Here is a 26,285-nt window from a genome sequence, read left to right on the forward strand (position 1 = left end):
GCATTGCGAGCTATGAAACGATTTATTCCTGAACCTCACCCGGAAATACTGTCCCTCAATCTTTATGCTGAAGCGGTAGCCGCCGGATTTCCCAGTCCGGCCAATGATTATGTCGAACAGCGAATCGATCTGAATGAGGTGTGCGTTCGCCATCCGGCGGCAACCTACTTTGTTCGGGTATCCGGCCAGTCAATGGTGGATGGCGGCATCCACGATGGCGATCTGGTTGTGGTTGATAGCGCATTGCAGGCGCGACACGATGATATCGTTATCGCCGCGCTTGACGGCGAGTTTACCATCAAACGGTTACAGGTCAGGCCGACGCTGGCGCTGATGCCGATGAACGCCGCCTATGCGCCCATCCCCATTTCCGACAGCGCCAGCCTGGATATCTTCGGGGTAGTGACTTACGTTATACATGCGACCCGCTAATGTACGCTTTAGTCGATGTCAATGCGTTTTACGCCAGTTGTGAAAAAGTGTTCAGGCCGGATCTGGTCGGGAAGCCGGTGATTGTGCTTAGCAACAACGATGGCTGTGTGATTGCGCGATCCAGCGAGGTCAAGCCGCTGGGAATAAAAATGGGCGCGCCGTTTTTTCAAATCGGCGAACTGATCAAAAAGCATAATGTCGCCGTTTTCTCCTCTAATTACGCCTTGTACGCGGATATGTCCGCTCGCGTGATGAGCATTCTGGAAGAAATGGCGCCGGCGGTGGAAATCTACAGCATCGACGAAGCCTTTCTTGATCTGTCCGGCGTCAGCCATTGTATGGCGATGGAGTCGTTTGCGCGGCAAATTAAGCGGCGGATAAAGCGCGAGGCGCATCTGAGTGTCGGCGTAGGCATCGCGCCCACCAAAACGCTGGCTAAATTGGCTAATCATGCAGCGAAAACCTGGACGAAAACCGGCGGCATTGTGGACTTATCCAGTCCGGCGCGACAAGCGAAACTTCTGGCGATTACGCCCGTTGACGATATCTGGGGGATCGGACGGCGACTGGCGCGTAAGCTGGGGGCAACTGGCATCACCACCGCGCTGAAGCTGGCGCAAAGCGATCTTGCCTATATAAGAAAAACCTTCAGCGTGGTGGTGGAGAGAACCGTCAGAGAATTGCGTGGTCAGCCCTGTCTGGACGTAGAGGAACTGACGCCGGTAAAGCAACAAATCCTCTGCTCTCGTTCGTTCAGTTCACGCATCACCGAGTATGCGCACTTGCGTCAGGCGGTTTGCCGCTATGCGGAACGGGCGGCGGAAAAACTGAGACATGAACGCCAGTACTGCCGCCAGGTGTCCGTCTTTATCCGCACCAGTCCGCATGTGGAGCGTGAAGCGTATTATGGCAATCAGGCCACCCGCATGACGCATGTTCCAACCAATGATACCAGGGATATCATTTCACTGGCGATTGACGCGTTGGATCACGTCTGGTCGCAGGGATATCGTTATATCAAGGCGGGGGTGGTGTTATCCGATTTTTATGGTCACGGCGTGGCGCAGTTGGATATGTTTGACGCGCGTAAACCGCAGGTAAACAGTGAATCACTGATGTCGGCGATTGACCGGATTAATCATTCAGGCAAGGGAAAAATCTGGTTCGCCGGGCAGGGGATTAACCCTATCTGGTCGATGAAGAGAGAAATGTTGTCTCCGGCGTATACAACACGTATCGATGATGTGAGAGTCGTTAAGTTATGATCAGGCATGAAAAGATACCCGATATTTACCAATACCCGGCGCATCTGCGCGAGGCGCTGACGGCACTGCCGAGTGCGCCGGGCGTGTATGTTTTTCATGGCGGCAGCGACATTCTGCCGCTGTATATTGGTAAAAGCGTCAATATCCGCGCACGGGTCATGTCGCACATGCGCGCGCGCAACGAGGCAAAACTGCTCAGGCAGACCCAACGCATCACCTTTATTGAAACAGCGGGAGAAATAGGCGCGCTGTTGCTGGAAGCGCAAATGATCAAACAGCATGCGCCGCTCTTCAATAAACGGCTGCGGAAATCCCGCCAACTGTGCTCCATCCATTTTGACGGCGCACATGTGGATATTGTTTATGCAAAGACGGTGAATTTTTCCGTCACGCCGCATTTGCACGGGATATTTAGCAACAGAATGTCCGCGCTGAATACCCTCAAAGCAATCGCCGATGAACAACAGCTTTGTCTGAGCGTGTTGGGGCTGGAGCGCGTACCGGCAGGCAGACCTTGTTTTCGTCACTCACTCAGAAAATGCGCCGGCGCATGTTGCGCAAAAGAATCGCTGGCAAACCACCATCAGCGATTGAGCGCCCGACTGGAGGCATTACGGTTGATCTGCTGGACCTTTCCGGGGCGGATCGCCATAAAAGAGAGCCGAACGGAGATGACGAGTTATCACATCATTCATCATTGGTTATATTTGGGAACCGTCACGCGCTTGTCCGATGCCGACAAACTGCAACAGGTTGCCGCGCATTTCGATAACGACAGTTATAAAATTTTGTGCAAACCGATTGTCAGCAATCGTGTGGATATTATCCTGCTTGAAAAATAGTACCTTTGCGGAAAAGAGTACCTTTGCGAAAAAGAGTGCGTTTCCTGTAATCTCGCTACGGTTTTCTCAATCTTTGTCTATACTTGGAATCGCACTTTATCTATCGATTATTGATAACGGTAAAGGCGTATGGAACTAAAAAAGCGAGGTGGTTATGGGAATTTTATCCTGGGTTATTTTTGGCTTAATTGCAGGTATTCTGGCGAAATGGATTATGCCCGGCAAAGATGGCGGTGGTTTTTTCCTGACGATCGTACTTGGTATTATAGGGGCGGTTGTCGGTGGTTATATCAGCACGTTCTTTGGTTTTGGCCGGGTGGATGGATTCAACTTCGGCAGCTTTGTTGTCGCGGTAATCGGCGCCATCGTGGTGCTGTGGATATATCGTAAGATTCGGCGTTAATCAATTAGCGGCTCCTCTGCTTATCCGGCAGAGGAAGCCGTATCTAAATCAGTGGGTGACCATCACATCCAGCGCCCGCAGATGTTCAGGCTGCCAGGATAGCGTCACTTCAGAGCCGATTTTCCAGTCCGGTTGAATCTCGCTGGCGGGCAGTTTCACCATAAACTGCGGTTGACCGGCCACTTCGGTCATCATACGCACATGGTCGCCCAGATAAATGAACTGTTGGATCCGGGCATTGATCTGCTGATCATTGCTGTCAACGTTGGTCGCATTAATGCGAATCCGCTCAGGGCGGATACACAAGGCGATTTTTTTACCCGGTGAGCTAGGACGCACTTTCAGCGCCCGTAATGGCGTGCCGTCATCCAGCGTCGCACGATAGAAAGCGCCGTCCGCGCCAGCTTGTGTGGCGATCAGGGTATTATTTTCCCCGATAAACTGGGCAACGAACGTATTTTCCGGTTTTTCATAAATTTCGCTGGGGCTGGCCATCTGCTGAATGATGCCGTCATTGAAGACCGCCACCCGGTTGGACATGGTCATGGCTTCACTCTGATCATGGGTGACATACACCACCGTCAGTCCCAACGCTTCATGCAATTCTTTGATTTCCAACTGCATATGTTCACGCAATTGCTTATCCAGCGCGCCCAGCGGTTCATCCATCAACACCAGTTTGGGTTCAAAGACCAACGCGCGCGCCAGCGCTACCCGCTGTTGCTGTCCGCCGGACATTTGTGCCGGATAACGATCCGCCAGATTGGTCAGTTTTACCCGATCGAGCACCCTGTCGACCTTTTCTTTAATATCGGTACGATTCATGCGGCGGATGGATAACGGAAACGCCAGATTTTCCGCCACCGTCATATGCGGGAATAACGCGTAATTTTGAAACACCATGCCGATGCCGCGCTGATGCGGGGGCAGGTGGTGCAGTGGCGTATCGCGCAGCAGAATCTCACCCTGAGTCGGCGTTTCAAATCCAGCCAGCATCATCAGGCTGGTGGTTTTTCCTGAACCTGATGGTCCGAGCAGGGTCAGAAATTCGCCTTCTTGGATATCCAGATTCAGATTTTTGACCACCAGACGATCGCCATCGTAGGTTTTCTGGATATTCTTGAAGCTGACATAATTTCTCATTGTTCCATTCTCTCGCATTGGCTGTATCTTAAAATATAAGAATGCATAAAGCGTGCCGATTTTTATAAAAGCGAGAATAACGAGAGGGTTAACCCCCTAAAGAGGAAAACCCCGACAATCTGATTGCGCCATTATGGTGAGGCTTATTTTAGCGAGGCACTATAACGGTGCGCGGCGGGTGGTTTTTTCTACGGCCAAAATACAGGTCGTAATCACGGAAAAAGCCTGCATCATATTCTCTTCTTCAACTGCGGCGTAGCCCAACAATAAACCCCGTTGTTGAGTGGGACGCAAATAGTAGCTGGACAGCGGTTTCACCGTTACGCCGCGTTGCTGAATCTGTGCGCTGAGCAACACGTCATCAATGGTCGACGGTAACCGCAGCAGCATGTGCAGCCCGGCATTGCTATTGTCGCCGACATATTCAGGCCCCAGTTGTTGCTCGATCAGTTCCGTCAGCATGGCGCGACGTTTGGCGTACAGCAGACGCATACGGCGGATGTGCGCGGCGTAGTGACCTTCGCGAATGAATTGACTGAGCGTGATCTGAGTCAGCCAGTGACCGCCACGATAGAGTTCCGAATGCGCCATTTTCAGATCGCTTGCCAGCGGCGGCGGCAAAACCATGTAGCTGACGCGCAAACCGGGATAGAGCGTTTTACTGAATGTGCCGATGTAAATCACCGGCGATTGGGCCTGCAACCCTTGCAGCGAGGGGATTGGGTTGCCGGAGAAGCGGAATTCGCTGTCATAGTCATCTTCCACCACCCAGCAGCCTTGCTCCTGAGCCAGCGCCAGCAACCGCTGGCGGCGGGCCAGACTCATGACGGCGCCCAGCGGATACTGATGCGAAGGCGTCACGCAGATTAACCGTGGTATGGATGGCGGCGTCACGGTCTCTGGCGGCGCCATTCCCTGCTCATCCACTTCAACGGGCGCAACACGCAGACCGTTAATCGTCAGAACGTTGCGCGTTCCCCAATAGCAAGGATCTTCCACCCAAACTAAATCACCGGGATTGCACAGCATCTTCGCCAGCAAATCCATCGCCTGATGGGTTCCTTCCGTAATCAGAATCTGTTCCGGCGTGCATTCCACTGAGCGGGAGACGCGCAGATAGTCCACCAGCGCCAGTTGCAGTTCAGGACAGCCGCCGACCGGCGAATAGGAGAGTTGTTCCGGCTTGACGCGCCGAGTGAGCCGGGTCTGGATTCGGCGCCACAGATCATGAGGAAAACCGGCGATGTCGGGAATACCCGGCATGAACGCGCCCCATTGCCGCGGCGAGGCGCCCGCATAACCCAACAGATGTCGGCCCCGGTTCGATAGCTCCTGCACCGGCACGCGGGCCGCCGTGTGGTTCTCATTACGCACCGGCGTCATATTGCCGTCGGGCAACTGTTGCGTCACATAGCTTCCGCTGCCGGTGCGGGTTTCAATATAGCCTTCGGCTAAAAGTTGCTCGTAGGCCGCCAGCACCGTATTACGCGAGAGCGATAGCTGCTGGGCCAGATCGCGCGAAGAGGGTAGCCGACTGCCAGCGGTAATGGCGCCATCAAGGATAGACAGACGAATGCTGTCGTACAACCGCTTGTTCAGCGTGCCTTCCTGTTGGTTGCTCAAACGCTGCAACAGCAAATCGGTGAGAAGCGAGCGCAAAAGTGGATCCTTCAAATATTAAAAACTGGTTCTGGATTATAGAACCATCTGGCGCCTATAAATAGCAACAGAAAGATGTGAGACGGTGAATCACATCACGGCGCTTTCGACACCAATGAAGGGTCGTCATCAATAAACGTGGGTGTATCTTGTAATCGGAGCAGAGAATGAAGAATAGCGAATTGAATCAACGCCGTCTGGCGGCCACGCCGCGCGGCGTAGGTGTGATGTGTGATTTCTACGCGGCCCGGGCGGAAAACGCCACGCTGTGGGACGAGGAAGGCCGCGAGTTTATCGATTTCGCTGGCGGCATCGCTGTACTGAATACCGGGCATCGTCATCCGAAAATTTTAGCGGCGGTGCGTGAGCAACTGGAATGCTTCACCCATACCGCGTACCAGATTGTACCTTACGGTAGCTACGTGCGTCTGGCTGAGCGTATTAATGCGCTAGCGCCGATTGACGGCCCGGCGAAGACCACATTTTTTACCACTGGCGCGGAAGCGGTGGAAAATGCGGTGAAAATTGCCCGTTGTTATACGCGTCGTCCCGGCGTGATTGCGTTTGGCGCGGCGTTCCATGGTCGTACTCTGTTAACCATGACGCTAACCGGCAAGGTGACGCCTTACTCCAACGGTTTCGGCCCTTTCCCCGGCTCCATCTTCCATGCGCTGTATCCCAATGAACAATTGGGCATTACGGTGGAACAGTCGCTGGCCAGTATCGATCATCTGTTGCATGCGGATATCGGGGCTGATCAGGTTGCCGCCATCGTGCTGGAACCCGTACAGGGCGAAGGCGGTTTCAACGTGGCGCCGCCCGCCTTTATCAGCGCGTTGCGCAAGCTGTGCGATAAGCACGGCATGTTATTAATCGCCGATGAAGTGCAGACCGGTTTTGCCCGTACCGGCAAGTTGTTCGCTATGGAGCACTATAGCGATCACGCCGATCTGATCACCATGGCGAAAAGTCTGGGCGGCGGTTTCCCGATTTCCGGCGTGGTTGGCCGTGCAGACGTGATGGACGCCCCAGCGCCGGGCGGATTGGGCGGCACTTATGCCGGCAACCCGTTGGCGGTAGCGTCCGCGCTGGCGGTTCTGGACGTGATTGAAGAAGAAAAACTGTGCCAACGCTCTCAGTATCTGGGGGCGGCATTGGTGGAAACGCTGGAAAAAGTGAAACAACAGTGTCCGGCGTTAGTGGCGATCCGCTCGCAGGGTTCTATGGTGGCCGCGGAGTTCAATGATCCGCAAACCGGTAAACCATCGGCTGAGATTACCCGTAAATTCCAGCAGGAAGCGCTGAAAGAAGGTCTGCTGCTGTTGACCTGCGGTGTACATGGCAACGTAATTCGCTTCCTGTATCCGCTGACCATCCCCGATGATCAGTTCAGCCAGGCAATGACCATTCTGACCCGTGTGCTAACCAAGTAAAAGAGATGCTATGCAACTGAAACAAAAAGATTTATTTCGTCAGCACTGTCTGATTGACGGCGAATGGTGCGAAAGCCGGGATCAGGCGCGTCTGGATGTGACCAACCCGGCGACAGGCGAGGTGCTGGGAACCGTTCCTTTGGTGACGCCGCAACAAACGGAACAGGCGATTGCGGCGGCTGAAATGGCGCTGACAAGCTGGCGTCAGCGTACCGGCAAAGAACGCGCCGCAGCGCTGCAAGCCTGGGCGCGTCTGATTATGGACAATCAGGACGATCTGGCCGCGCTGCTGACGGCGGAACAAGGCAAACCGCTGGCGGAAGCGCGCGGGGAAATTGCTTACGCCACGTCGTTTATTGAATGGTTCGCGGAAGAAGCCAAGCGCATCGAAGGCAGTGTGCTGCAATCACCGCAAGGGCATCAGCGTCTGCTGGTGATCAAACAGCCGATCGGCGTGTGCGCGGCGATTACGCCGTGGAATTTCCCGGCGGCGATGATTACCCGCAAAGTGGCGCCGGCGCTGGCGGCAGGTTGCGCCATGATTGTCAAACCGGCTGAGCAGACGCCGTTTACCGCGCTGGCGTTGGCGGAATTATCCCAGCAGGCTGGCATTCCGCGCGGGGTGTTGCAGGTGATTACCGGCGATGCCAAATCCGTTGGCAAAGTGCTGTGCGACAGCCCGGTGGTGCGTAAGCTGAGTTTTACCGGTTCGACGGAAGTAGGGCGGATCCTGATGGCGCAAAGCGCGCCGACGGTGAAAAAATTGTCGCTGGAACTGGGCGGCAACGCGCCATTCATCGTGTTTGACGATGCCGATCTGGATCTGGCGATAAAAGGTATTCTGGCCTCTAAATTCCGTAACAGCGGGCAAACCTGCGTATGCGCCAACCGTATTTATGTGCAGAAAGGGATTTATCCCGCGTTGGTGGAAAAGCTGGTCGCGGAAGTCGCAAAACTGAATGTGGGTGACGGCAGTCAACCTGGCGTGACGCAAGGGCCGCTGATTGACGCCGATGCGATCGAAAAAGTTCAGTCGCATATCGAGGATGCGCTGTCCAAAGGCGCGACGCTGTTGTTGGGCGGTAAACCGCATGAACTGGGCGGCACGTTCTTTATGCCGACCATCGTCGGCGAGGTCACCCAATCGATGCGCTTTGCCCGCGAAGAAACCTTTGGTCCGGTCGCTCCGCTGTTCCAGTTCAGCGAAGAAGACGAAGTGATTGCGATGGCGAACGATACCGAATTTGGTCTGGCGGCGTATGTTTATACCCGCGATGCCCTGCGTCAGTGGACTGTTCCTGAAGCATTGGAGTATGGGATGGTTGGTCTTAACACCGGGCTGATTTCCAACGAAGTCGCGCCATTCGGCGGCGTCAAGCAATCAGGTCTGGGGCGAGAAGGCTCACGTTTCGGTATCGAAGATTATCTGGAAATGAAATATATCTGCGTTGATCTTTCCCGGTAGTTTTTTGTGATCCGCCGTAGCGGAAATTCGGGCGTCGCAGTCGTTGGGCGGCGCCCGGCAGATGAAAACCTTATGCGTCTGAATGGTGCGCTTAAATAATGGGGTGCACTATTAAAAGGCAAAAGGGCAGCAAAATAGCAACAGAAAAACAGTGCGGACGTTTGGCCAATCATCACTACGCGTTGTATCGCTGTTCCCACCCGTCAGGATGACGAAACATTAATAAAATTGCTGAAATGGCACGATTTATGCTTGTGTATGATACATGATGCATCAAAAAAGGCTTGATGTGCAATTGCCGTTTTTTCGTTGACTAACACAACACTCTCCAGGAGCCAAACCATGTTTAAAAGCAAAACGAGGTTGAAAAAAATTGCGGTATCCGCGTTTCTTGTCGCGATGGCCAGTCAGGTTCAGGCGGAAACCGTTACTGTCATCTCCTTTGGCGGTCTGAACAAGGACGCGCAGGATAAAGCGTTTTACAAACCGTTTGCCGCTGCCGGTAAAGGCACGGTCGAAGCTGGCGAGTACAACGGCGAAATGGCGCGTATTCGCGCGATGGTGGAAACCGGTCAGGTTGGCTGGGATGTGGTGGAAGTTGAAGGCCCGGAACTGATGCGCGGTTGTAATGAAGGGCTGTTTGAACCGCTCGACTGGTCGAAACTGGGCGATCAATCCCAGTTTGTCAAAGGCGCGGTTTCAGAATGCGGCGCGGGTATTTTCCTGTGGTCGACGGCGCTGACTTACAATGCGAAAAAATTGTCGCAGGCGCCGAAAGGTTGGGCGGATTTTTGGGATGTCAAAACTTACCCAGGAAAACGCGCACTGCGTAAAAGCGCCAAATTTACGCTGGAAATCGCATTGCTGGCCGATGGCGTGAAACGTGAAGACTTGTACAGCGTGTTGGCGACGCCAGCCGGCGTTGATCGCGCGTTCAAAAAACTGGATCAGATCAAACCGAATATTCAATGGTGGGAATCCGGCGCGCAGCCTGTTCAATGGCTGGTTTCCGGCGATGTGGTGATGACGTCCGCCTACAATGGCCGGGTAGCGTCGGCGCAGAAAGAAGGGCATGACTTCAGGATCGTCTGGTCTGACAGTATCTACGATCTGGATAGCTGGGCCATCGTTAAAGGTTCCAAACACAAGGAACTGGCAGAGCAATTCATCGCGTTCGCCAACCTGCCGGAAAATCAGAAAGTCTTTGCGGAAAACATCCCTTACGGCCCGACGCACGTAAAAGCCATCACTATGCTGGCGCCTGACGTGGCCAAGGATCTACCGACTGCGCCAGAAAACCTGGCAAACGCTTTGCAGGTGGATACTGAGTTCTGGATTGACCACGGTGAAGAGTTGGAACAGCGTTTTAACGCCTGGGCCGCTCAGTAACGCATCGGCGATTGTGCCGATATCGCGGGGGATGAGAAATTTACCGCAACGTAAAATTATCTCCCCCGCATCTTGCCGGAACACGCTTTCTGGCAACTACGCGATCAAAAACCGCGATCAAAAACGCGATAAGACGATGTTTGATACCCGATAAATCCGCCGGAAGCTGGTTTGCGCGCTGCTTGCAGCGCCCCCGAAGGGCGCGGCCCATGGATGTGACCGGTGGTAACGTGAAAAAAGACGACGGGTATACCGTAAGTATGATGGAGATAAAGCCTATGTCCCAGAGCGAAATGTTGGCCGCCGCGCCACCATCCAGCGAGAAAGAAGGGAATTCCCAACTGAAGCAGCAATTGCGCGCTGCGCAAGTCGTTTATAAAAGACGCTCAATGTTGCTGATTGCGCCACTGTTTCTCTTCATTGTGGTGAGTTTCCTCTTCCCCATTATCTCGATTCTGGGAAAAAGCGTCTCAAACCCTGAACTGCGCGACAACATGCCAGCCACCATTGCGGCGATGAGCGACTGGTCTGGCGACGATATCCCGGATGAGTCGGTCTTCAAGGCGGTGATAAGCGATTTACGTGAAGCGCGCAGCAGTGGAAAACTGCCTGCCATCACTAAACGTTTGGGTTACGAAGGTTCCGAATACCGGACGTTGATTACCCGCACGCTACGCAAATTGCCGCCGGATGGCAGTACGGATATTCGCGGACACTTGATTAGCGAACAGCCCTTGTGGGGCGAACTCTCAACCTGGCGGACGCTGGAGCGCGCGTCGCGCCCATTTACCAGTTATTACCTGCTTGCGGTCTTTGATCATAAAGTCGATGCCAAAACGCAGAATATTGTCGCCCAGCCGCCTCAACAGGCGCTGTATGTCGATGTTTTGTTACGCACTTTGCTGATGGCGGGAATTGTGACTTTGCTGTGCGTCGGGCTGGGCTATCCCCTGGCTTACTGGCTGGCGAAGCAGCCCGCCAATCGCGCCAATTTGCTGTTGATTCTGGTGCTTCTGCCGTTCTGGACATCGCTGATCGTCCGCACCGCCAGTTGGATTGTGTTATTACAGTCCGGCGGCTTGATCAACCGCTCGCTAATGAGTATCGGCATTATCGATGAGCCGCTGGTATTGGTGTTTAACCGGGTCGGCGTCTACATTTCGATGACGCACATTTTGTTGCCGTTCTTTATTCTGCCGCTTTATGCGGTCATGAAAGGCATTTCGCCTAACTATGTCCGTGCGGCGGTATCGCTGGGCGCGCATCCCTTTATCGCGTTCTGGCGTGTGTATGTGCCGCAAACTTATGCGGGCGTCACGGCTGGCGCGCTGTTGGTCTTCATGATGGCGATTGGTTACTACATTACCCCCGCGCTGCTGGGAGGACCGAGCGACCAGATGTTGAGTTATTTCGTGGCCTTCTTCACCAATACGACGATGAACTGGGGAATGGCGGCGGCGCTGGGAACGCAATTGCTGGTCATTGTTACGCTGCTGTACATCGTGTACATCCGCGTCACACGCACCAATGTGGAAAACGCAGCGCGTTAACCCGTCATCTATTGATGGTCGGACGCAAAAAATTTCAGACGGCGCGCACTGCGGCCAGCCGTCTGAAAAGTAAAGAATAAACAAGGGGAAACGAAATGAGACAGCAGGGTGAAGTGGTTATCCGCTTGTGGAATACCTTTTTTAATTTTTATGGCGCGGCGATGTTGTTATTCCTGGTTGTGCCGGTACTGGTGATCGTGCCGCTTTCTTTTAACGCGGGGTCATTTCTCAGTTATCCGTTGACCGGATTTTCCCTGCGCTGGTATCACGAATTTTTCAACTCCAGCGCCTGGCTGGGCGCGCTGGGCAACAGCCTGCTGATTGCGCCGCTGGCGACGTTGTTGGCGACGGTGCTTGGCGTGCTGGCTTCGGTAGGGCTGGTGCGTGGCGAGTTTCGCGGGAAATCGCTGGTGATGGCGGTGCTGATATCGCCCATGATTGCGCCGGTGGTGATTGTGGCGGTTGGGATGTTCTTCTTCTTCGCCAAGTTATCGCTGCTGAACAGCTATCTTGGTCTGGTGCTGGCTCACGCCATGCTGGGCGTGCCGTTTGTGGTGATTACGGTGACGGCGGTACTGAAAAATTACGATCAGAATCTGACGCGCGCCGCCGCCAGTCTGGGTGCGCCGCCATTGCTGGCTTTTCGTAAAGTGACGTTCCCGCTGATTGCGCCCGGTGTTTTCTCCGGCGCGTTGTTCGCGTTCGCCACCTCGTTTGATGAAGTGATCGTCACGCTGTTTCTCGCCAGTCCGCGCCAGCGTACCTTGCCGTTGCAGATGTTCGCCGGTATCCGTGAGAATCTGGATCCGACCATCGCGGCAGCGGCATCAATGATGGTGGGCGCGGCATTGATTTTATTGATTGTAATGGAGATCCTGCGTCGTCGCTCCGAGCGCCTGCGCAGCGGACGCTGATGTGATTGAGGATGTTATTCGTATAGACATATCACCAGCCTCCCGCTGATCAGCGGGAGGCGCCAGGTAGCTGAGTTTTCTCAGCTTTTTTTAACTGTTTTTTTATGATGCATCAAACACCAAATGCATCGAATATCCGGGAGGTCATGCTATGACAGAGCAAAAGACATTACTGTTGACCGGCGCCAGCCGCGGAATTGGGCATGCCACCGTAAAACATTTCCATGCCGCAGGCTGGCGGATATTCACGGCTTCGCGCCAGAACTGGGTTGATGATTGTCCGTGGGCGGAAGGACTGTTGAATCATATTCATCTTGATTTGGAAGATATCGAGAGCCTGCAACAAACATTGCCATTGATTAAGGAAAAACTGGGTGGACGGCTTGACGCGCTGGTGGATAACGCCGGAATTTCGCCGAAGGGCGCGAACGGCCGTCGTCTTGGCGTGAGGGACACCGATTACGCGACCTGGCTGCGGGTATTTAACGTGAATCTGTTTTCCTGCGCGCTGCTGGCGAATGGTTTGTTTGATGAACTGAAGGCGTCGCAAGGGAGCGTTATTAACGTGACATCGATTGCCGGTTCCCGCGTGCATCCGTTCGCAGGGGCGGCCTATGCCACCTCCAAAGCCGCGCTGTCTGCGTTGACACGGGAAATGGCCTTTGATTTTGGTCAGCACGGGGTGCGGGTCAATGCCATTGCGCCGGGTGAAATTGAAACCTCGATCCTCTCTCCCGGCACGGGCGAAATCATTGAACGGCAAGTGCCGATGCAGCGCCTGGGTAAACCGGAGGAAGTCGCCAGCCTGATCTATTTCCTGTGTACCGCCGGGGCATCCTACGTCAACGGCGCGGAAATTCACGTCAATGGGGGTCAGCATGTCTAATCCGCAACCGCTGTCGTCGCGTGATGCGCGGTTTATCGACGATGATCTGATGACGCAATCTGTCCCGCAAGTCGCCTGCCGGCAGGCGGCGGATATCGCGTGGCAACAGTATGGTTTGCGCGGCGAGATCAGGCTGTTGCAGGGCGAACGCGATCTGAACTTCTGTCTGACGGTGTCGCCTGCGCAGCGCTACATGCTGAAAGTGATTAATGCGGCGGAGTCGGCACAGGTGAGCCATTTTCAGACCTCGTTGTTGCAACATATTGCACAGCAGGCGCCGGATTTGCCGATCCCCAGGGTGGTTATGACGCGTGACCGACAGGCGGAATCCATTGTCGAGATTGTAGGGGTGCCGCTGAGAGTCCGTCTGGTCAGTTACCTTGAGGGTACGCCGCAGCATCTGGCTTTTCCGTCCGTGGCGTTGATGCATCATCTGGGGGATACGCTGGCACGGCTGGATCGGGCGCTGGCCAACTTTACTCATCCGGCGGCGAATCGTTCACTGTTATGGGATATCAGCCGGGCGGAGCAGGCGCGGTCTTACCTGGCATTCATACAGGATGCGCAGCAACGCCAGCGCATCATCCCTATTTTCGAACGCTACGACGAATTTATTGCGCCTGCGTTGATCGCGTTGCGCCGCCAGACTATTCATAACGATCTCAACCCGCATAACGTGCTGGTTAATACACAGTATCCGACGCAGGTGGCGGGAGTGATTGATTTTGGCGATGCGTTGCATGCGCCGTTGGTGTGCGAACTGGCGACGGCGCTGGCGTATCAGATAAGCGATAGTGCCGATCCGTTTGAATACGTGGTGCCGTTTGTTGCCGCCTACCACCGGCAATTGCCGTTGAGCAGCAAAGAAATCGCGTTGTTGCCGGATCTGATCGCCACGCGAATGGCGTTGGCGATGACCATTTCGCAATGGCGAGCGTCGCGCTATCCCGCCAATCAGGATTATCTGCTGCGCAACCTGTCACGCTGCTGGCGCGGCCTGAACCAAATAATGAATTATTCCAACGAGCAGTGTATCTCAAGGCTGCGACAGGCCTGCTATCAGGAGGAAACATGAGTAAAGTGACGCTGTCACAAAAAACGACCAACAAAAACGACTTATTGTTCCGTCGCCAGCGCGTGCTGGGCAGCGGATACCGCCTGTTTTACGAGCAGCCGTTGCAGGTGGCGCGTGGTGAAGGCGTCTGGCTATTTGATCATCTGGGTAATCGCTATCTGGATGTGTACAACAACGTAGCGTCTGTCGGTCACTGTCATCCGGCGGTGGTCGAGGCGATAGCCAGACAAAGCGCCACTTTGAATACCCATACCCGCTATCTGCATGAGGCCATCGTCGAGTTTGCCGAAGAGCTACTGAGGGAATTTCCGCCTGAACTAAACAATGTGATGTTTACCTGCACCGGCAGCGAAGCCAACGATTTAGCGTTGCGCGTGGCCCGGCATGTAACTGGCGGCAGCGGCGTGTTGGTTACCCGCTGGGCCTACCACGGCGTGACCAGCGCGTTAGCCGAACTTTCCCCGTCGCTGGGCGGCGGCGTACCGCGCGGCAAGCACGTCAGATTGATTGCCGCGCCCGATCAATATCGTCACCCTGGCGAGTTTATCGCCAGCATCCGGGCGGCGCTCGCGGAAATGGAACAGGAAGGCATCCGGCCTGCGGCGCTGTTGATGGATACCATTTTTTCCAGCGACGGCGTGTTCTGTGCGCCGCAAGGGGAGATGGCGCAGGCCGCCGCGCTTATTCGTCAGGCCGGAGGACTGTTTATCGCCGATGAGGTGCAGCCCGGTTTTGGTCGTACCGGGGAAACCATGTGGGGCTTCGCCCGGCATGGCGTCGTCCCCGATTTGGTGAGTCTGGGGAAACCGATGGGCAATGGTCATCCCATCGCGGGGCTGGTCGGGCGCTCGGCGCTGTTCGACGAATTTGGCCGCGATGTGCGCTACTTCAACACCTTCGGCGGCAACCCGGTTTCCTGTCAGGCGGCGCACGCCGTGTTGCGGGTGATCCGGGAAGAACAGCTACGACAGAATGCGCAGCGGGTCGGCGATTATCTGCATCAGGGGTTAACGCAACTGGCGCGGGAGTTTTCGCTGCTGGGGGATATCCGTGCTTACGGGTTATTTATCGGGGTGGAACTGGTGACGGATCGGGTGCAAAAAATCCCCGCCGGGACGCAAGCGGCAAACGTGGTGAATGAGATGCGGCGGCGCGGCGTGTTGATCAGCGCCACCGGTCCCGCCGCCAATATCCTGAAAATTCGTCCACCGCTGGTATTTAAAGAAGAACATGCCGATGTGTTTCTGAATACGTTGAGCGATGTGCTGAAGCTGCTGCGTTAGGCCGGAAAATGGGATGGCGTGTACGGACGTTACTCCATCTCGATAATGTCCCTTTTCTGATCGGCCTCCAACTGACGCAAAACCCGATATACCTGCGCCACCGCTTGCAGCGTCTCGCGTGGGATGTAATGGCCTTCCGGCGTGCTGCGATAAAGCGTTCGGGTCAGCCAGATGAAACGGATAATCGGGATCTCGGCTTTTTGGGCCTGAGCGATAAATTGTCGGGCCTCCTTATCCTCGGCTTTACAGACAATGCGCGGCAATGGCGTTTTTCCCGGCCGATAGTAAAGCGCTACCGCATAATGCGTGGGGTTGACCAACAGCAGATCCGCATCTTCCACCTGTCCTTTGGGTTTTTCCTCCGCGGGTTGGTTAGCCATCTCGTTCGCCAGGGCTTTCCGGTGGCTTTTCATATGCGGATCGCCTTCAGAATCCTTGTGCTCGTTGCGCAGATCCTGATGGCTCATGCGCTGTTGTTTAAGGAAAAAGTATTTTTGCAGACCGAAATCCATCACTGAGAGAACCAGCAGCGCGGTGAGCGTGGTGCGGGCGATCCGGGTCAGCAGCGCTTTCACCCCTTGCCAGAATCCGTTCAGATCACCGTAAGCCAGTTCCACCAACGCTTCCAGTTCCGGCATCACGACTTTGTAAAACACCGTGCCGATGACGGCTGCTTTCAGGATGTTGGTCAACATTTCCGTCAGCTTGCGCATGGAAAACATCTGTTTGATGTGATTAATCGGATTTAACCGGTTCAGATCGAGCTTTAATGCTTCGGTGGCGAACAGCGGACCGTACTGGAGCCAGCCGCCGGCCACACGCAGCAGCACGGCAACCGCCGCCGCCAGTATGCAAAACATCGCCGTAAGCATGGCGGCTTCATGAAATACCTCTTTTGCCGCCAGACCGAAGGGCGTATCCAGCCGCTGAAGCGGGAGCGCGATCAACGCCTGCAACTTTCCCATTGTGCTATCAGCCAACGCCAGCACGGACTCGATCAGCCCCACGCAGATCAGTAGTTTGGGTACGTCCTGGCTTTGCCCGACTTCGCCTTTGCGTCGTGCGTCATCAAGCTTTTTCTGGGTGGGTTTTTCCGTTTTTTCACTCATTGATGATTACTCGGTTAGTTTCCCGGTTGGCGGAAAATAAGCGGCAGCAGATGTTTCAAATCCGGCAGCGTCAATATCTTCTGCTCGCCCAGATAGTGCAGAACCGGCAGATAAATGACGAAAAACGCCATTCCTACCAGACACTTGGCTGGCATGGACAACACGAACACCTGTAGTTGCGGGCTGTAGAGGCTGAGCAGCGAAATACTGAACTCCAGCAGCAGCAGCAGCGCGACCAGCGGACCGGCATACAGCACCAGATGGGTAAAGGTTTCGGTCAGCAATTTCAGGTAGACTTCAAAACCGATTTCGCCGGGAGCGGGCAGCCAGGCGAGCGCGGGCCACAGACGGTAGCTGTCCCACAGCAGTTGCGTCAGTCCGCTAATACCAAAGGTAATGACCAGCAGCAGGATAATCAGTTGCTTAAGCAGGTGACCGAGCGGCGTACTGTCGGAGCCCAGCGCCGGGTTAAGTTGTCCGCCCATCAACGCGCCGCGCTGGTTATCGAACAGCGCGCCCACGGATTCAAACAACCAAAACGGCATCGCCAGTATCAGGGCGAGCAGCAGCCCGACAATCAACTCCTTGAGCAACAGCGCGGGCAGCATCGGCCAGGAGAGCGGCGCTTGCAGCAACTGCTGCTGGATAACCGGCGCGGGTAACAGCGTCAGGGAGATCACCGCCGCGCTGCGCAGCATCCCTTTCAGCACATTGAGCGAGAACGCCGGAACCAGAATAAAGCACGGATAAATCCGTGCGATCCCCAGCGTAATGGCAATAATGAAATCATAGACATACTGAATGGTGGTGATCATAAACGCGTCTCAGACTCCGGTATATTGGATCATATTGAAGGCGGCGATCGCCAACTGCATCAGTTCCACGCCAATCCAGCGGCCGGAGAGCGCCAGCGCCAGCCCGACGGAAACCAGCTTGATGGCAAACGGCAGCGTCTGATCCTGCAATTGCATAACGGCCTGCAACAGCGAGATCAGGACGCCGACAATCACCGCGACCAGCAACGGCGGCGCGGAGAGCATCACCACCAGCACCATCGCCTGTCGGAAAAGGGTAATAATCTCCATGATGTCCTCACAGATAGCTGTAAAAAAGGCCGTCGAGCAAACGTGTCCAGCCGTTGACCAGTACGAACAGCAATAGCTTCAGTGGCAGAGAAAGCGTCGTCGGGGCGACCATTTGCATACCCAGCGCCAACAAGACATTCGACACAATCAGGTCGATAACAATGAACGGGATGTAAATCAGAAAGCCTATTTTGAAACCAGCTTGCAGTTCGGACAGCACAAACGCCGGGATCACCAGCAGCAGGTTTTGCGTATTGACGTTCTCCGACAACGACGCCGGCCACATGCGCAAACTGTTTTCATGCAAATGGGTAAGAATGTCTGGATCGGTATTGCGCGACATAAATGTTTGTAGTGGCGTCAGCACGTAGTTAGCGCTTTCCTGTAGCGCCGTGATATCGCTCAGATCCAGCGGTTTTTCCTGCACCCGAGTGCTGATGTCCTGAAAGATCGGCGCCATGACGAAAATCGTGGCGGCGAGGGCGATACCATATAGCGCCATATTCGGCGGCACCTGCTGCACGCCGATGGCGTTACGCGTGATCAATAGCACCACCGCAATCTTCAAAAAGCAGGTGCAGACCACCATCATCAACGGGATCAGCGATAACGCGCCTAAAAACAGCGCGAACATGATCGGATCGAATCCCCCGGAAGTCATGATTGCTGCTCCTGCGAGGCGCGCGCGACATCCAGCCCGGTCAATAGCCGGGTGATCTGTAATCCGAGTTTGCCTTCCACATCCACCAGTTCACCTTGCGCCAGCGGCAAGTCAGCGTGATAGAGCCAGGCCTCGCCCGGCGTCGTATGGTTTAACGTCAGCACCGTGCCGCTGGTCAGACGCTGTAACGTCGGCAAGGGGACGGTGACATTACCGCAGCGGATATGCAGCGTGATCGGCAGCGGCGGCAACGGGGCGGACTCGGCGTGTTCAGCGGGTTCTTTAGTGACGTTGTCACTATCGATATCAGTATCAGTATCAGTATCAGTATCAATATCAGTATTGGTATGATTCTCGGGTGTCAGCGCGTCAAAATCGGTGTTCACGGGGATATTCTCCAGGTCGGTGACCGTAAAGTAATAAGGGGCCAGCCCAGCCAGTTGCAGCGTGCCGTGCAGACGCCACGGCGTCAGCACCAGCGTTCCCTGGCCTGAGGGCAAAAAATAAGGGCGGTTCGGCACAATCAGGTCGCCGGGGCGAATATCGCGCAGCGCGGCGGCGGTCAGCACCACATCCGCCAGCACCAGCGGCGCGGTGACGGTGAATTGTGGCGCGATGGCGCGATGTACATGTCGCCAGCCGGGGTTGTCGAGCAGCGACAGCCAGGTGGCCGATGGCGCGACCATCAGACTGCGGGCGCGGATATCGCCCCAATCAACCGTCAGCCAGCCGGTAAGCGCATCCTCATCGATTCGCGGCGTGTCGTCCGGCTGAATGTCGCCCAGCAGCGTCTGTATTGACGGGCTGAGCGACTGGTTATAGAGCGTCCAGTACCACGCCTGGGATGATTCGCTGGGATTATCGAGCGGCAGCAGCGGACAATCGGCCAGCAGGCTCAGCACCGGCGAAGGATTGGTCAGCGCAAAAGCGCCATGATCGCAGCGCCAGCCGTGGGTGGCCGCATGCGGCTGGCCCTTTGCCAGATGCAGATGCAGCGTGCCGGCCTGATCTTCACGGGAAAAAGGCAGCATCACGCCAGCCGCCAGCCGCTGTCTGATCTGGGCTTGCCCGACGCTCATGGTTGGCAGCGTCAGTGGCTGGATACTCATCGGTAGGACTCCCTGACGTCGAAACGCAGGTTCACCGGGCAGTCCAACGCATCCGACAGGGCGCGCCGACAGGATTCACGCCGATCTTTCAGGTTCTGATAGCTTTCCCGACTGAATCGCAACGCGATGTCCCAACCTCGCGGCGCCAGCGTCGCCAGACGTGCATCGATATCGCCCAATTGCGGGAGTTGCAGGCTGAATGAAAACGGCGGATAGCTGATGTTATCCAGCGCTTCCAGCAACTCGGTCTGTAAGGATGACCACTGTACCGGCGTGGCTGCTGGAGAGGGTTCGGCATTGTCGCTGGCGCTGACGGGGCTGAAGGGCGTCAGGGGAACGAACGGCACGGCCTGTTCCACCGCCTGTTCAAAGCCATCGAAAAAAGCGAACTCTTCCCAAAAGCTATCATCGACCAGGGGCGTGGATTTGCCATGTTGGGCGCTAAGGGGCAGGCGGCCAGACAAAGTGTCTGGCGAGGACGTCAGTCGGTTGTTCATGCGCTCTCCTGAGGCAGCGTTAGCAGAAATTCCAGTTTCTCGACGGCCTTCTGACACTGACGCGTCGTTTGCCGGGCGGTTTCAACCTGGTGTTGTTGATTTTGATGTTGTTGCTGGCTGGCCTCGCACTGCTGGATTTCGGCGCCGATGGCTTGCAGAAGGCGCTGTTCATCCGCCAACTGTTTTTTCAGGTCGTCCAGCGATTGCTGACGGCCTTGCACCTGTTGGACGAATTCGGAACGCTGCTGCTGGCAATCCTGACGCAAGGTCGCCAATTGCTGTTGATGCGCCTGATGCTGTTCTTCAATGCGGAGCAGCATCTGCTCTTCCTGATGTTGTTGCCGTTCGCTGCGGCTCAGGCGCTGACGGCGTATCGGCAACAACAGGTTAAGCGTGGCCTGCAATTCGTTGGGTTCGGCCTGATCATGAGGCATAGGCGCTGACTCCGGTTAACTGTTGCTGGATAACGTCATACGGCATGGGATCGCGCATCGACTGACGCAAAAACTGGGTGATTTCCGGGTAGGCGTTAACCGCCGCATCGGTCAGGGCATCGTGGCCGGGCTGGTATTCCCCCAGCCGGATCAGCATTTCGACCTGTTTATACGCGGCCATTAGACGGCGCAGCGCGTTGGCATGCTGCTGATGCGTCGAGTCCACCACGTTGCTCATGGTTCGGCTCAGGCTGGCCAGTACGTCGATGGCGGGATAATGCCCTTGCTCCGCCAGTCGTCGAGTCAGCACAATGTGGCCGTCAATCAGGGAACGCACTTCATCCGCTACTGGATCATTCATGGAATCCTGCTCGATCAGCACCGAATAGAGCGCGGTGATGGCGCCCTCCTGCGTTTGTCCGGCGCGCTCCACCAGTCGGGGCAGCAGGGTATATACCGAGGGCGGCAGCCCGCCGCGTCCCTGAGGCTCGCCGAGCGCCAGACCGATTTCACGTTGGGCGCGGGCGAAGCGGGTCAGCGAGTCGAGAATCAACAGGACTTGTTTTCCGGCGGCGCGGTAGGCTTCGGCGATAGCGGTGGCGGTAAACGCCGCGCGCGCGCGTTCCATACTGCTGCGATCGGAGGTGGAGCACACCAGCACGGTGCGGCTGCGCAAGGCATCATCCAGTTCGTGGTCGAGAAATTCACGCAGTTCACGACCACGTTCGCCGATCAGACCAAAAACAATGGCGTCGCATGGCGTATTGCGCGCCAGTTCCGCCAGCAACGTGGTTTTCCCGCAGCCCGCGCCCGCAAAAATGCCGACGCGCTGGCCCTGACCGATGGTCAGCAGACCATCCACCGCCCGCAATCCGGTGGGCAGCGGCGCGCTGATGCGGGGACGGGCGGTGGGCGGCGGCGCATCGCCCAATACCGGCATGACGTTATCTTGCCGGGAACCGGGTTCGACAAACGCGCTTACGCCGCCATCTTCCAGCGCCCGACCGAAACCATCCAGCACGCTGCCAAGCAGCGCGTCGGAAACCTGAATGCAGTGAGGCTGATACAAGGGCGTGACAATCGCGCCTTGCGCAATGCCATCGAGCGCCCCCAGCGCGGATAAAAAGGTGTTCTCCGGGCTGAAACCGACCACTTCCGCCATCATCTGGCTGCCATCTTTACGGGCGACCAGACACAGATCGCCGATCCGCGCCTGCGGTAAACCGCACTCCAGCAGGATGCCGCTGACAGCCAGCACACGTCCTTTCAGATCGACAGGCGCGTAACCGGACAAGTGGCGCTGCTGTTGCGCAACCCATTGGTTAATCAGTGGAAAGGGCGTGATTGTTTGCGTTTGCATTTACCAACTCACCTTTATCTGCTGTTTGCCGCTAAATTCAATTTGATTCTCGTTGATACTCATCAGACGCAAATTGTCGATTTCATCCCCGACAAAAAAACGTCTGCCGTCAGCGGTGACCACATTGGCGCGCGCGCCGCCGGTGACCTGTACAATCTGAAACGGCAATTGCGTCGTTCTCAACTGGGTGCGGTTATCGATGGATAGCGCGGTTCTATAACGTTGGTGGAGTTGAACCAGCATCCGTTCCAGTTTTTTTTGCGCCTCTGGCGTTAAATGTCCTGTCAGGGTCATGCGATCCTGGCTGGAGGCCAGTTTCACCACATCGTCCAATTCCCGCTCGCGCAACATAGTGCGCAGCACGCTGTTCAGTTGCGGCAGCGTACCCAGCGCAAGACGGGTATCCTGGGGCGAGGGCGCGGAAGGCATGGCGACGCTCTCCTGTAATTGCCAGCTACCCACCATTACCAGCAGCAGCAAACTGAGCAGCAGGTAACAACCCTTGGCCCACAGCGGCAGGCGCGTGGGCGCGGGCGGCGGCGGGTTAGAGATGGGATCGTCAGCGCCGAGGCTCTGCTCAGCGGCAACCGGTTCCTCCTCCGGCGTCTCTTCGGTTTCGACGGCGGATAACGGCGCGGGATCGGGATCGTCGTCCTGCCAGGGCGTATCGGCGGCGACCACGCACAGCCAGATCTGACCAACGGCAAAAGGCGTTCCGGGCGGCAGGACGTCAATCCCGGTGACCGCATGTCCTTCCGCGTTGCACAATGCGCCCTCGCGTGCGCAGAGTGACCAGACCGCCTCGGTGGTATCCGACAGGGTCATGGTCAACTGACAGTGATAGGACTTGATGCCCGGATCGTAGAGCACCAGGTCGGCGTCGTCCGCGGCGCCCACCAACCAGGATGAACCGCTCAGGGGCAGCGCGGCGCCACGATGTAAACCACTCAGCACGCGTAACTCAAACATATCTTTTTCCTATGCGCTAAAGGGATCGTTGGTTTCGTACAAATCAAGCCGTCCGATGACGTTGATCGACAGATTGGATTCCAGTTCGGTAAATGACAGTACCGGGACATGGTGAAATTCGTCCTGCAACAGCGTGCGCAACGGGCTTCTAAGATCTTGCGCGACCAGCACCAGCCCGGACAGCAATGAAAAAGGCGGAAACGCCCGTCGCAACTGCTCCTGTAACGTGGCGGCATAGTCCTGGGCCAGCGCGAAGAAGGTTTCGTTTTGCGTCTGGCGCAGCGCGTCACGCAATAATTCTTCGCTTTCCGGCGTGAGCAGCCAGACGTGCAGGTTGTTTTGCTGGCTGTACTGGTGGCAGATTTGCGATTTCAGGGCCAGACGCACGTAATCGGTTAACACATGGGTATCGCGTTCGTGCTGACCCACTTCGATCAAGGCTTCGGCGATCGGACGCACGGAACGTAGCGGGACGCGTTCGGCCGCCAGCCGCTGCAAGACGCTGGCGAAACGCGAGAGCGGCATGATCCGTTGTAGCTCCTGCGCCAGTTCCGGCTGTTCGCTGTCCAGCCAGGACATAATGGATTTGGTTTCCTGTAACCCGATGAATTGCGCGCCGGTGCGGTGAATGGTGTTTTCCATGCGGGTAAGAATGAGTTGCGCCGCCGACTGGCCAACCTGTTCTTCCTGCTGTAATGCCGGGTGCGACGCCGGCAGCCACAACCAGTGGTGTTCTTCGCGTAATACTGAGCCGGGTTGATATTCGCCGCGCGTTTGCTCATCAGCCGAAGTAACCGGAATGGCCCGTAGATCGGGGGCAAACGTGGCTTTGATATAGGGAATTTCATAGACGCAGAATTGAAATTCGTCCTCCGGCAGTTGATCGCTGTAATCAATATCAAAGGAAGGCAGCGTGAAGCCAAACTGGAAGACCAGCCGATTGCGCAGACGGCGAATATCCTGGATCAAGGCCTGCGCGTCAGCCTTTTCCTCCCAGACGGGGTGAAAAAGCAGTAAATAAGTACGCGTGGGGTTGAAACGCCGTAAATCCTGATAGCCGTTTTGTTCTGGCGGCAGGTTGTCGGCTTCCAATTGGCTCTCATCCATTAATCCTTGTTGTTTGATCCGCCAAAGCTGAAACAGACCGCTACCCAGCGAGGCGAGGCTGATGATGGCAAACACCGCGGTTGGCATACCGGGCAGCAGGGCAAAGCCGAACATCCCGACGGCGGAAATAATCCAGGCTTTGGGCTGGCTGGTCAGCTGCTCGGCGATTTCCCGGCCAATATTGGCTTCAACCTTTTGTCCGTCCGCCGAGACGCGGGTGATGATCATCCCCGCCGTCAGGGAGATCAGCAACGCGGGGATCTGGGCGATCAGTCCGTCGCCGATGGTGAGCACCGAATAGACATGCATGGCGTCCGCCGCAGCCATACCATGCTGCAATACGCCAATGGCAAAGCCGCCAATCATGTTGATAAACACAATCACCAGTGAGGCAATGGCATCGCCTTTGACGAATTTCATCGCCCCGTCCATCGCGCCGAACAACTGACTTTCCTTAGCCAGATTTTCACGCCGTTGCCGCGCCTGGCGAGCTTCAATCAGTCCGGCACGTAGATCGCTGTCGATAGACATCTGTTTACCGGGCATGGCATCCAGGGTAAAACGCGCCGCGACTTCCGCCACGCGTTCGGAACCTTTGGTAATGACCATAAAGTTCACTACGGTCAGGATCAGGAAGATCACCAGCCCCACCGCCAGATTACCGCCGACCACGAAATTACCGAACGCCTCCACAATGTGTCCGCCGTCTTGTTGCAGCAGGATCTGGCGCGTGGTGGAAATAGACAGCGCCAACCGGAACATCGTGGTCAGCAGCAGTACCGCCGGGAAAGTGGAGAATGCCAGCGGTTTGGGCAGATACATCGCCAGCACAATCAGCAGCGAAGAAATACAGATGTTGAAGGCGATAAACACGTCGATCAGGGCGGTCGGCAACGGAATAATCATCATGAACACAATCGACATGACGATGACGGCGCCCACGACTTCAGAGCGTTGCATCGCGCTCAGGGCGATACGGTTAAGCCAGACGATCAGCAGATTCATGCCGTCCCCTTACCTTGTGATTGTCCCGCCTGATGTTTTTCATACAGCGCAATCTCGCCAATCAGTCCGCGAATCAATTGCAGCGCGGTTTGCCGGTTTTTAGCGTCACGCCATAGCGGTTGAGGCAATTCGTTGACCAACGGTAACAGCGCATTGAAAAATAGCGATTGATGGTGGAGTTGCGAACCTGCGACTTCCCGTCCGAGGTTGTGTAAATCGCGGGCATAGGCGCCGTTGGCGCTCAAGCCGATCAATCTGCGGGTCAAATCAACCGCACCCATCGTAAATTCGGGGAGTTTGGACGCCAGGCGGCTGAGCATGGCCTGACTGGATGACAACGTATGGCTAAGGTGTCTGGCGTCATGCAGGTTGCTGAGCATTTTGTTTAATACCGGTTTGGAAATGGACGGCGCCAGCGAAGCGATATCCGCCGCCAGCGCCCGCTGCATGGTTCTCAAACCCACCGAAAAAGAGGCGGCGTCAAAACGCTCCAGCAACGCATCCAGCAGGGAACTGGCCGACTGTTGATGCACAATTTTCTGGTAGTAGAGTTCGCGCATCGCCTGCTTTTGTTCCGGCTGCGTGCTGAACAATGAAATCGCGGCCGCGGTGTTCAATCCCGCCCGGACTTCCGGGCCTTTTTCCGCATGCAACTGTTGCAACGCCTGTTCTGCCGCCGCCGACACCTCAGGCGTGTTTTGCGCCGATTGACTGTGCAGATGACGCAGCAGAATGTCGCCGCGCGCCGGGTCATTGCCAGCCGCGCTCAGAATAGCGTTCAGATCCGGCGGCGTTTCTTGCATCAGCAGGCTGCGCATCCGGCCAATCTGTTGATCCAACGTATTCTGCGATGAATTTTCCAGCATGCGGAACAATTCAGTCAGTTTTTCAATGCGCTCTACGTTGGCGCTGGCACGTACGTCCGGTTGAGAGATATGACGACGATTCAGCGATTTACTTCTGCGTTCGGCCTGTTCGCCGAACGCCATGGCGATCTCCTCCATGGACGTCGAGAGCGCCGGCGCCGCTGATGCGTGATGTGGCGAGGTTTTCTGCGGCGCTATTGGGGCGGCAGGGCCATCATCCAGCGTAACGGGACTGGGTATTGACGTATTGGCAGGCATGGCGCCTGAAATTTTTATCATGGTGGTGTCCTGCATGGATCAACAAAAGTGTTGTTGTGTGGCAGGAAGACATCATGGGTTCCACT

At 55.9% G+C, this 26,285-nt stretch carries 25 protein-coding genes; 12 read left to right on the forward strand and 13 right to left on the reverse strand.

Annotated features, from left to right (window positions below):
* Nucleotides 1-12: 12 nt before the first annotated feature.
* The 4 genes from umuD (at nt 13) to NC856_RS01130 (ending at nt 2,942) form a co-directional block, all read left to right on the forward strand.
* Nucleotides 13-432 (forward strand): translesion error-prone DNA polymerase V autoproteolytic subunit, encoded by a 420-nt coding sequence (gene umuD / locus NC856_RS01115; RefSeq protein ID WP_264088567.1) that lies wholly within the window; start codon nt 13-15, stop codon nt 430-432.
* Entirely contained in the window at nt 432-1,697 is a 1,266-nt protein-coding gene (gene umuC, locus NC856_RS01120; RefSeq protein WP_264088568.1) for a translesion error-prone DNA polymerase V subunit UmuC, read from the forward strand. Before umuD ends, umuC begins: the two co-directional genes overlap by 1 nt.
* Nucleotides 1,694-2,539 carry an excinuclease Cho gene (gene cho, locus NC856_RS01125; RefSeq protein ID WP_264088569.1) on the forward strand — a complete coding sequence of 282 codons (846 nt, stop codon included), beginning with the start codon at nt 1,694-1,696 and terminating at the stop codon, nt 2,537-2,539. The genes umuC and cho overlap by 4 nt, the downstream gene beginning before the upstream one ends.
* 154 nt (nt 2,540-2,693) lie before the next feature.
* Nucleotides 2,694-2,942: a GlsB/YeaQ/YmgE family stress response membrane protein gene (locus tag NC856_RS01130; protein WP_264088570.1), complete on the forward strand. Its 249-nt coding sequence runs from the start codon at nt 2,694-2,696 to the stop codon at nt 2,940-2,942.
* Nucleotides 2,943-2,990: 48 nt separating this feature from the next.
* On the opposite strand, the gene NC856_RS01135 is transcribed toward NC856_RS01130, so the two are convergent.
* On the reverse strand, nt 2,991-4,085 hold the full coding sequence (locus NC856_RS01135) for an ABC transporter ATP-binding protein (protein ID WP_264088571.1): 1,095 nt from the start codon (nt 4,083-4,085) through the stop codon (nt 2,991-2,993).
* Between the two features lie 159 nt (nt 4,086-4,244).
* Nucleotides 4,245-5,744: a MocR-like pyridoxine biosynthesis transcription factor PdxR gene (pdxR, locus tag NC856_RS01140; protein ID WP_264088572.1), complete on the reverse strand. Its 1,500-nt coding sequence runs from the start codon at nt 5,742-5,744 to the stop codon at nt 4,245-4,247.
* Nucleotides 5,745-5,911: 167 nt separating this feature from the next.
* Between pdxR and NC856_RS01145 the strand changes: the two genes are divergently transcribed.
* The 8 genes from NC856_RS01145 to NC856_RS01180 all read left to right on the forward strand — a co-directional run bounded on the left by NC856_RS01145 (nt 5,912) and on the right by NC856_RS01180 (nt 15,739).
* Entirely contained in the window at nt 5,912-7,177 is a 1,266-nt protein-coding gene (locus tag NC856_RS01145; protein ID WP_264088573.1) for a 4-aminobutyrate--2-oxoglutarate transaminase, read from the forward strand.
* A gap of 10 nt (nt 7,178-7,187) precedes the next feature.
* Entirely contained in the window at nt 7,188-8,642 is a 1,455-nt protein-coding gene (locus tag NC856_RS01150) for an NAD-dependent succinate-semialdehyde dehydrogenase (RefSeq protein ID WP_264088574.1), read from the forward strand.
* Between the two features lie 342 nt (nt 8,643-8,984).
* On the forward strand, nt 8,985-10,031 hold the full coding sequence (locus tag NC856_RS01155; protein ID WP_264088575.1) for an ABC transporter substrate-binding protein: 1,047 nt from the start codon (nt 8,985-8,987) through the stop codon (nt 10,029-10,031).
* Nucleotides 10,032-10,309: 278 nt separating this feature from the next.
* Nucleotides 10,310-11,581: an ABC transporter permease gene (locus tag NC856_RS01160; RefSeq protein ID WP_264088576.1), complete on the forward strand. Its 1,272-nt coding sequence runs from the start codon at nt 10,310-10,312 to the stop codon at nt 11,579-11,581.
* A 95-nt stretch (nt 11,582-11,676) separates the two neighbouring features.
* The gene (locus tag NC856_RS01165) at nt 11,677-12,495 is read left to right on the forward strand and encodes an ABC transporter permease (protein WP_113865260.1); all 819 of its coding nucleotides are present in this window, start codon (nt 11,677-11,679) and stop codon (nt 12,493-12,495) included.
* A gap of 151 nt (nt 12,496-12,646) precedes the next feature.
* On the forward strand, nt 12,647-13,381 hold the full coding sequence (locus tag NC856_RS01170; RefSeq protein ID WP_264088577.1) for an SDR family NAD(P)-dependent oxidoreductase: 735 nt from the start codon (nt 12,647-12,649) through the stop codon (nt 13,379-13,381).
* On the forward strand, nt 13,374-14,456 hold the full coding sequence (locus NC856_RS01175) for a phosphotransferase (RefSeq protein WP_264088578.1): 1,083 nt from the start codon (nt 13,374-13,376) through the stop codon (nt 14,454-14,456). Before NC856_RS01170 ends, NC856_RS01175 begins: the two co-directional genes overlap by 8 nt.
* Nucleotides 14,453-15,739, forward strand: coding sequence for an aspartate aminotransferase family protein (locus tag NC856_RS01180; RefSeq protein WP_264088580.1), 1,287 nt, complete (start codon nt 14,453-14,455; stop codon nt 15,737-15,739). Before NC856_RS01175 ends, NC856_RS01180 begins: the two co-directional genes overlap by 4 nt.
* A gap of 29 nt (nt 15,740-15,768) precedes the next feature.
* On the opposite strand, the gene sctU is transcribed toward NC856_RS01180, so the two are convergent.
* The 11 genes from sctU to sctW are packed head-to-tail and all read right to left on the reverse strand — an operon-like array spanning nt 15,769 to nt 26,220.
* Nucleotides 15,769-16,848, reverse strand: coding sequence for a type III secretion system export apparatus subunit SctU (gene sctU / locus NC856_RS01185; protein WP_264088581.1), 1,080 nt, complete (start codon nt 16,846-16,848; stop codon nt 15,769-15,771).
* Nucleotides 16,849-16,862: 14 nt separating this feature from the next.
* Nucleotides 16,863-17,663 (reverse strand): type III secretion system export apparatus subunit SctT, encoded by an 801-nt coding sequence (gene sctT / locus NC856_RS01190; RefSeq protein ID WP_264088582.1) that lies wholly within the window; start codon nt 17,661-17,663, stop codon nt 16,863-16,865.
* A 9-nt stretch (nt 17,664-17,672) separates the two neighbouring features.
* The gene (gene sctS / locus NC856_RS01195; protein WP_264088583.1) at nt 17,673-17,933 is read right to left on the reverse strand and encodes a type III secretion system export apparatus subunit SctS; all 261 of its coding nucleotides are present in this window, start codon (nt 17,931-17,933) and stop codon (nt 17,673-17,675) included.
* A 7-nt stretch (nt 17,934-17,940) separates the two neighbouring features.
* Nucleotides 17,941-18,594, reverse strand: coding sequence for a type III secretion system export apparatus subunit SctR (sctR, locus tag NC856_RS01200; protein WP_264088584.1), 654 nt, complete (start codon nt 18,592-18,594; stop codon nt 17,941-17,943).
* Nucleotides 18,591-19,703, reverse strand: a complete 1,113-nt coding sequence (gene sctQ, locus NC856_RS01205; protein ID WP_264088585.1) for a type III secretion system cytoplasmic ring protein SctQ — start codon at nt 19,701-19,703, stop codon at nt 18,591-18,593. Before sctQ ends, sctR begins: the two co-directional genes overlap by 4 nt.
* Nucleotides 19,700-20,200 carry a type III secretion system HrpP C-terminal domain-containing protein gene (locus NC856_RS01210; RefSeq protein ID WP_264088586.1) on the reverse strand — a complete coding sequence of 167 codons (501 nt, stop codon included), beginning with the start codon at nt 20,198-20,200 and terminating at the stop codon, nt 19,700-19,702. The genes sctQ and NC856_RS01210 overlap by 4 nt, the downstream gene beginning before the upstream one ends.
* Nucleotides 20,197-20,634, reverse strand: a complete 438-nt coding sequence (locus tag NC856_RS01215) for a type III secretion protein (protein WP_264088587.1) — start codon at nt 20,632-20,634, stop codon at nt 20,197-20,199. Before NC856_RS01215 ends, NC856_RS01210 begins: the two co-directional genes overlap by 4 nt.
* A complete protein-coding gene (gene sctN, locus NC856_RS01220) occupies nt 20,624-21,994 on the reverse strand; it encodes a type III secretion system ATPase SctN (protein WP_264088588.1) in 1,371 nt (456 codons plus the stop codon). The genes NC856_RS01215 and sctN overlap by 11 nt, the downstream gene beginning before the upstream one ends.
* Nucleotides 21,995-22,963 (reverse strand): FHA domain-containing protein, encoded by a 969-nt coding sequence (locus NC856_RS01225; protein WP_264088589.1) that lies wholly within the window; start codon nt 22,961-22,963, stop codon nt 21,995-21,997.
* Between the two features lie 9 nt (nt 22,964-22,972).
* Nucleotides 22,973-25,075: a type III secretion system export apparatus subunit SctV gene (gene sctV, locus NC856_RS01230; RefSeq protein WP_264088590.1), complete on the reverse strand. Its 2,103-nt coding sequence runs from the start codon at nt 25,073-25,075 to the stop codon at nt 22,973-22,975.
* The gene (gene sctW, locus NC856_RS01235) at nt 25,072-26,220 is read right to left on the reverse strand and encodes a type III secretion system gatekeeper subunit SctW (RefSeq protein WP_264088591.1); all 1,149 of its coding nucleotides are present in this window, start codon (nt 26,218-26,220) and stop codon (nt 25,072-25,074) included. The genes sctV and sctW overlap by 4 nt, the downstream gene beginning before the upstream one ends.
* Nucleotides 26,221-26,285 lie beyond the last annotated feature (65 nt).

Origin of the sequence: Brenneria izbisi (genome assembly GCF_025840185.1) — a bacterium.
In the GTDB taxonomy this organism is placed as follows: domain Bacteria; phylum Pseudomonadota; class Gammaproteobacteria; order Enterobacterales; family Enterobacteriaceae; genus Brenneria; species Brenneria izbisi.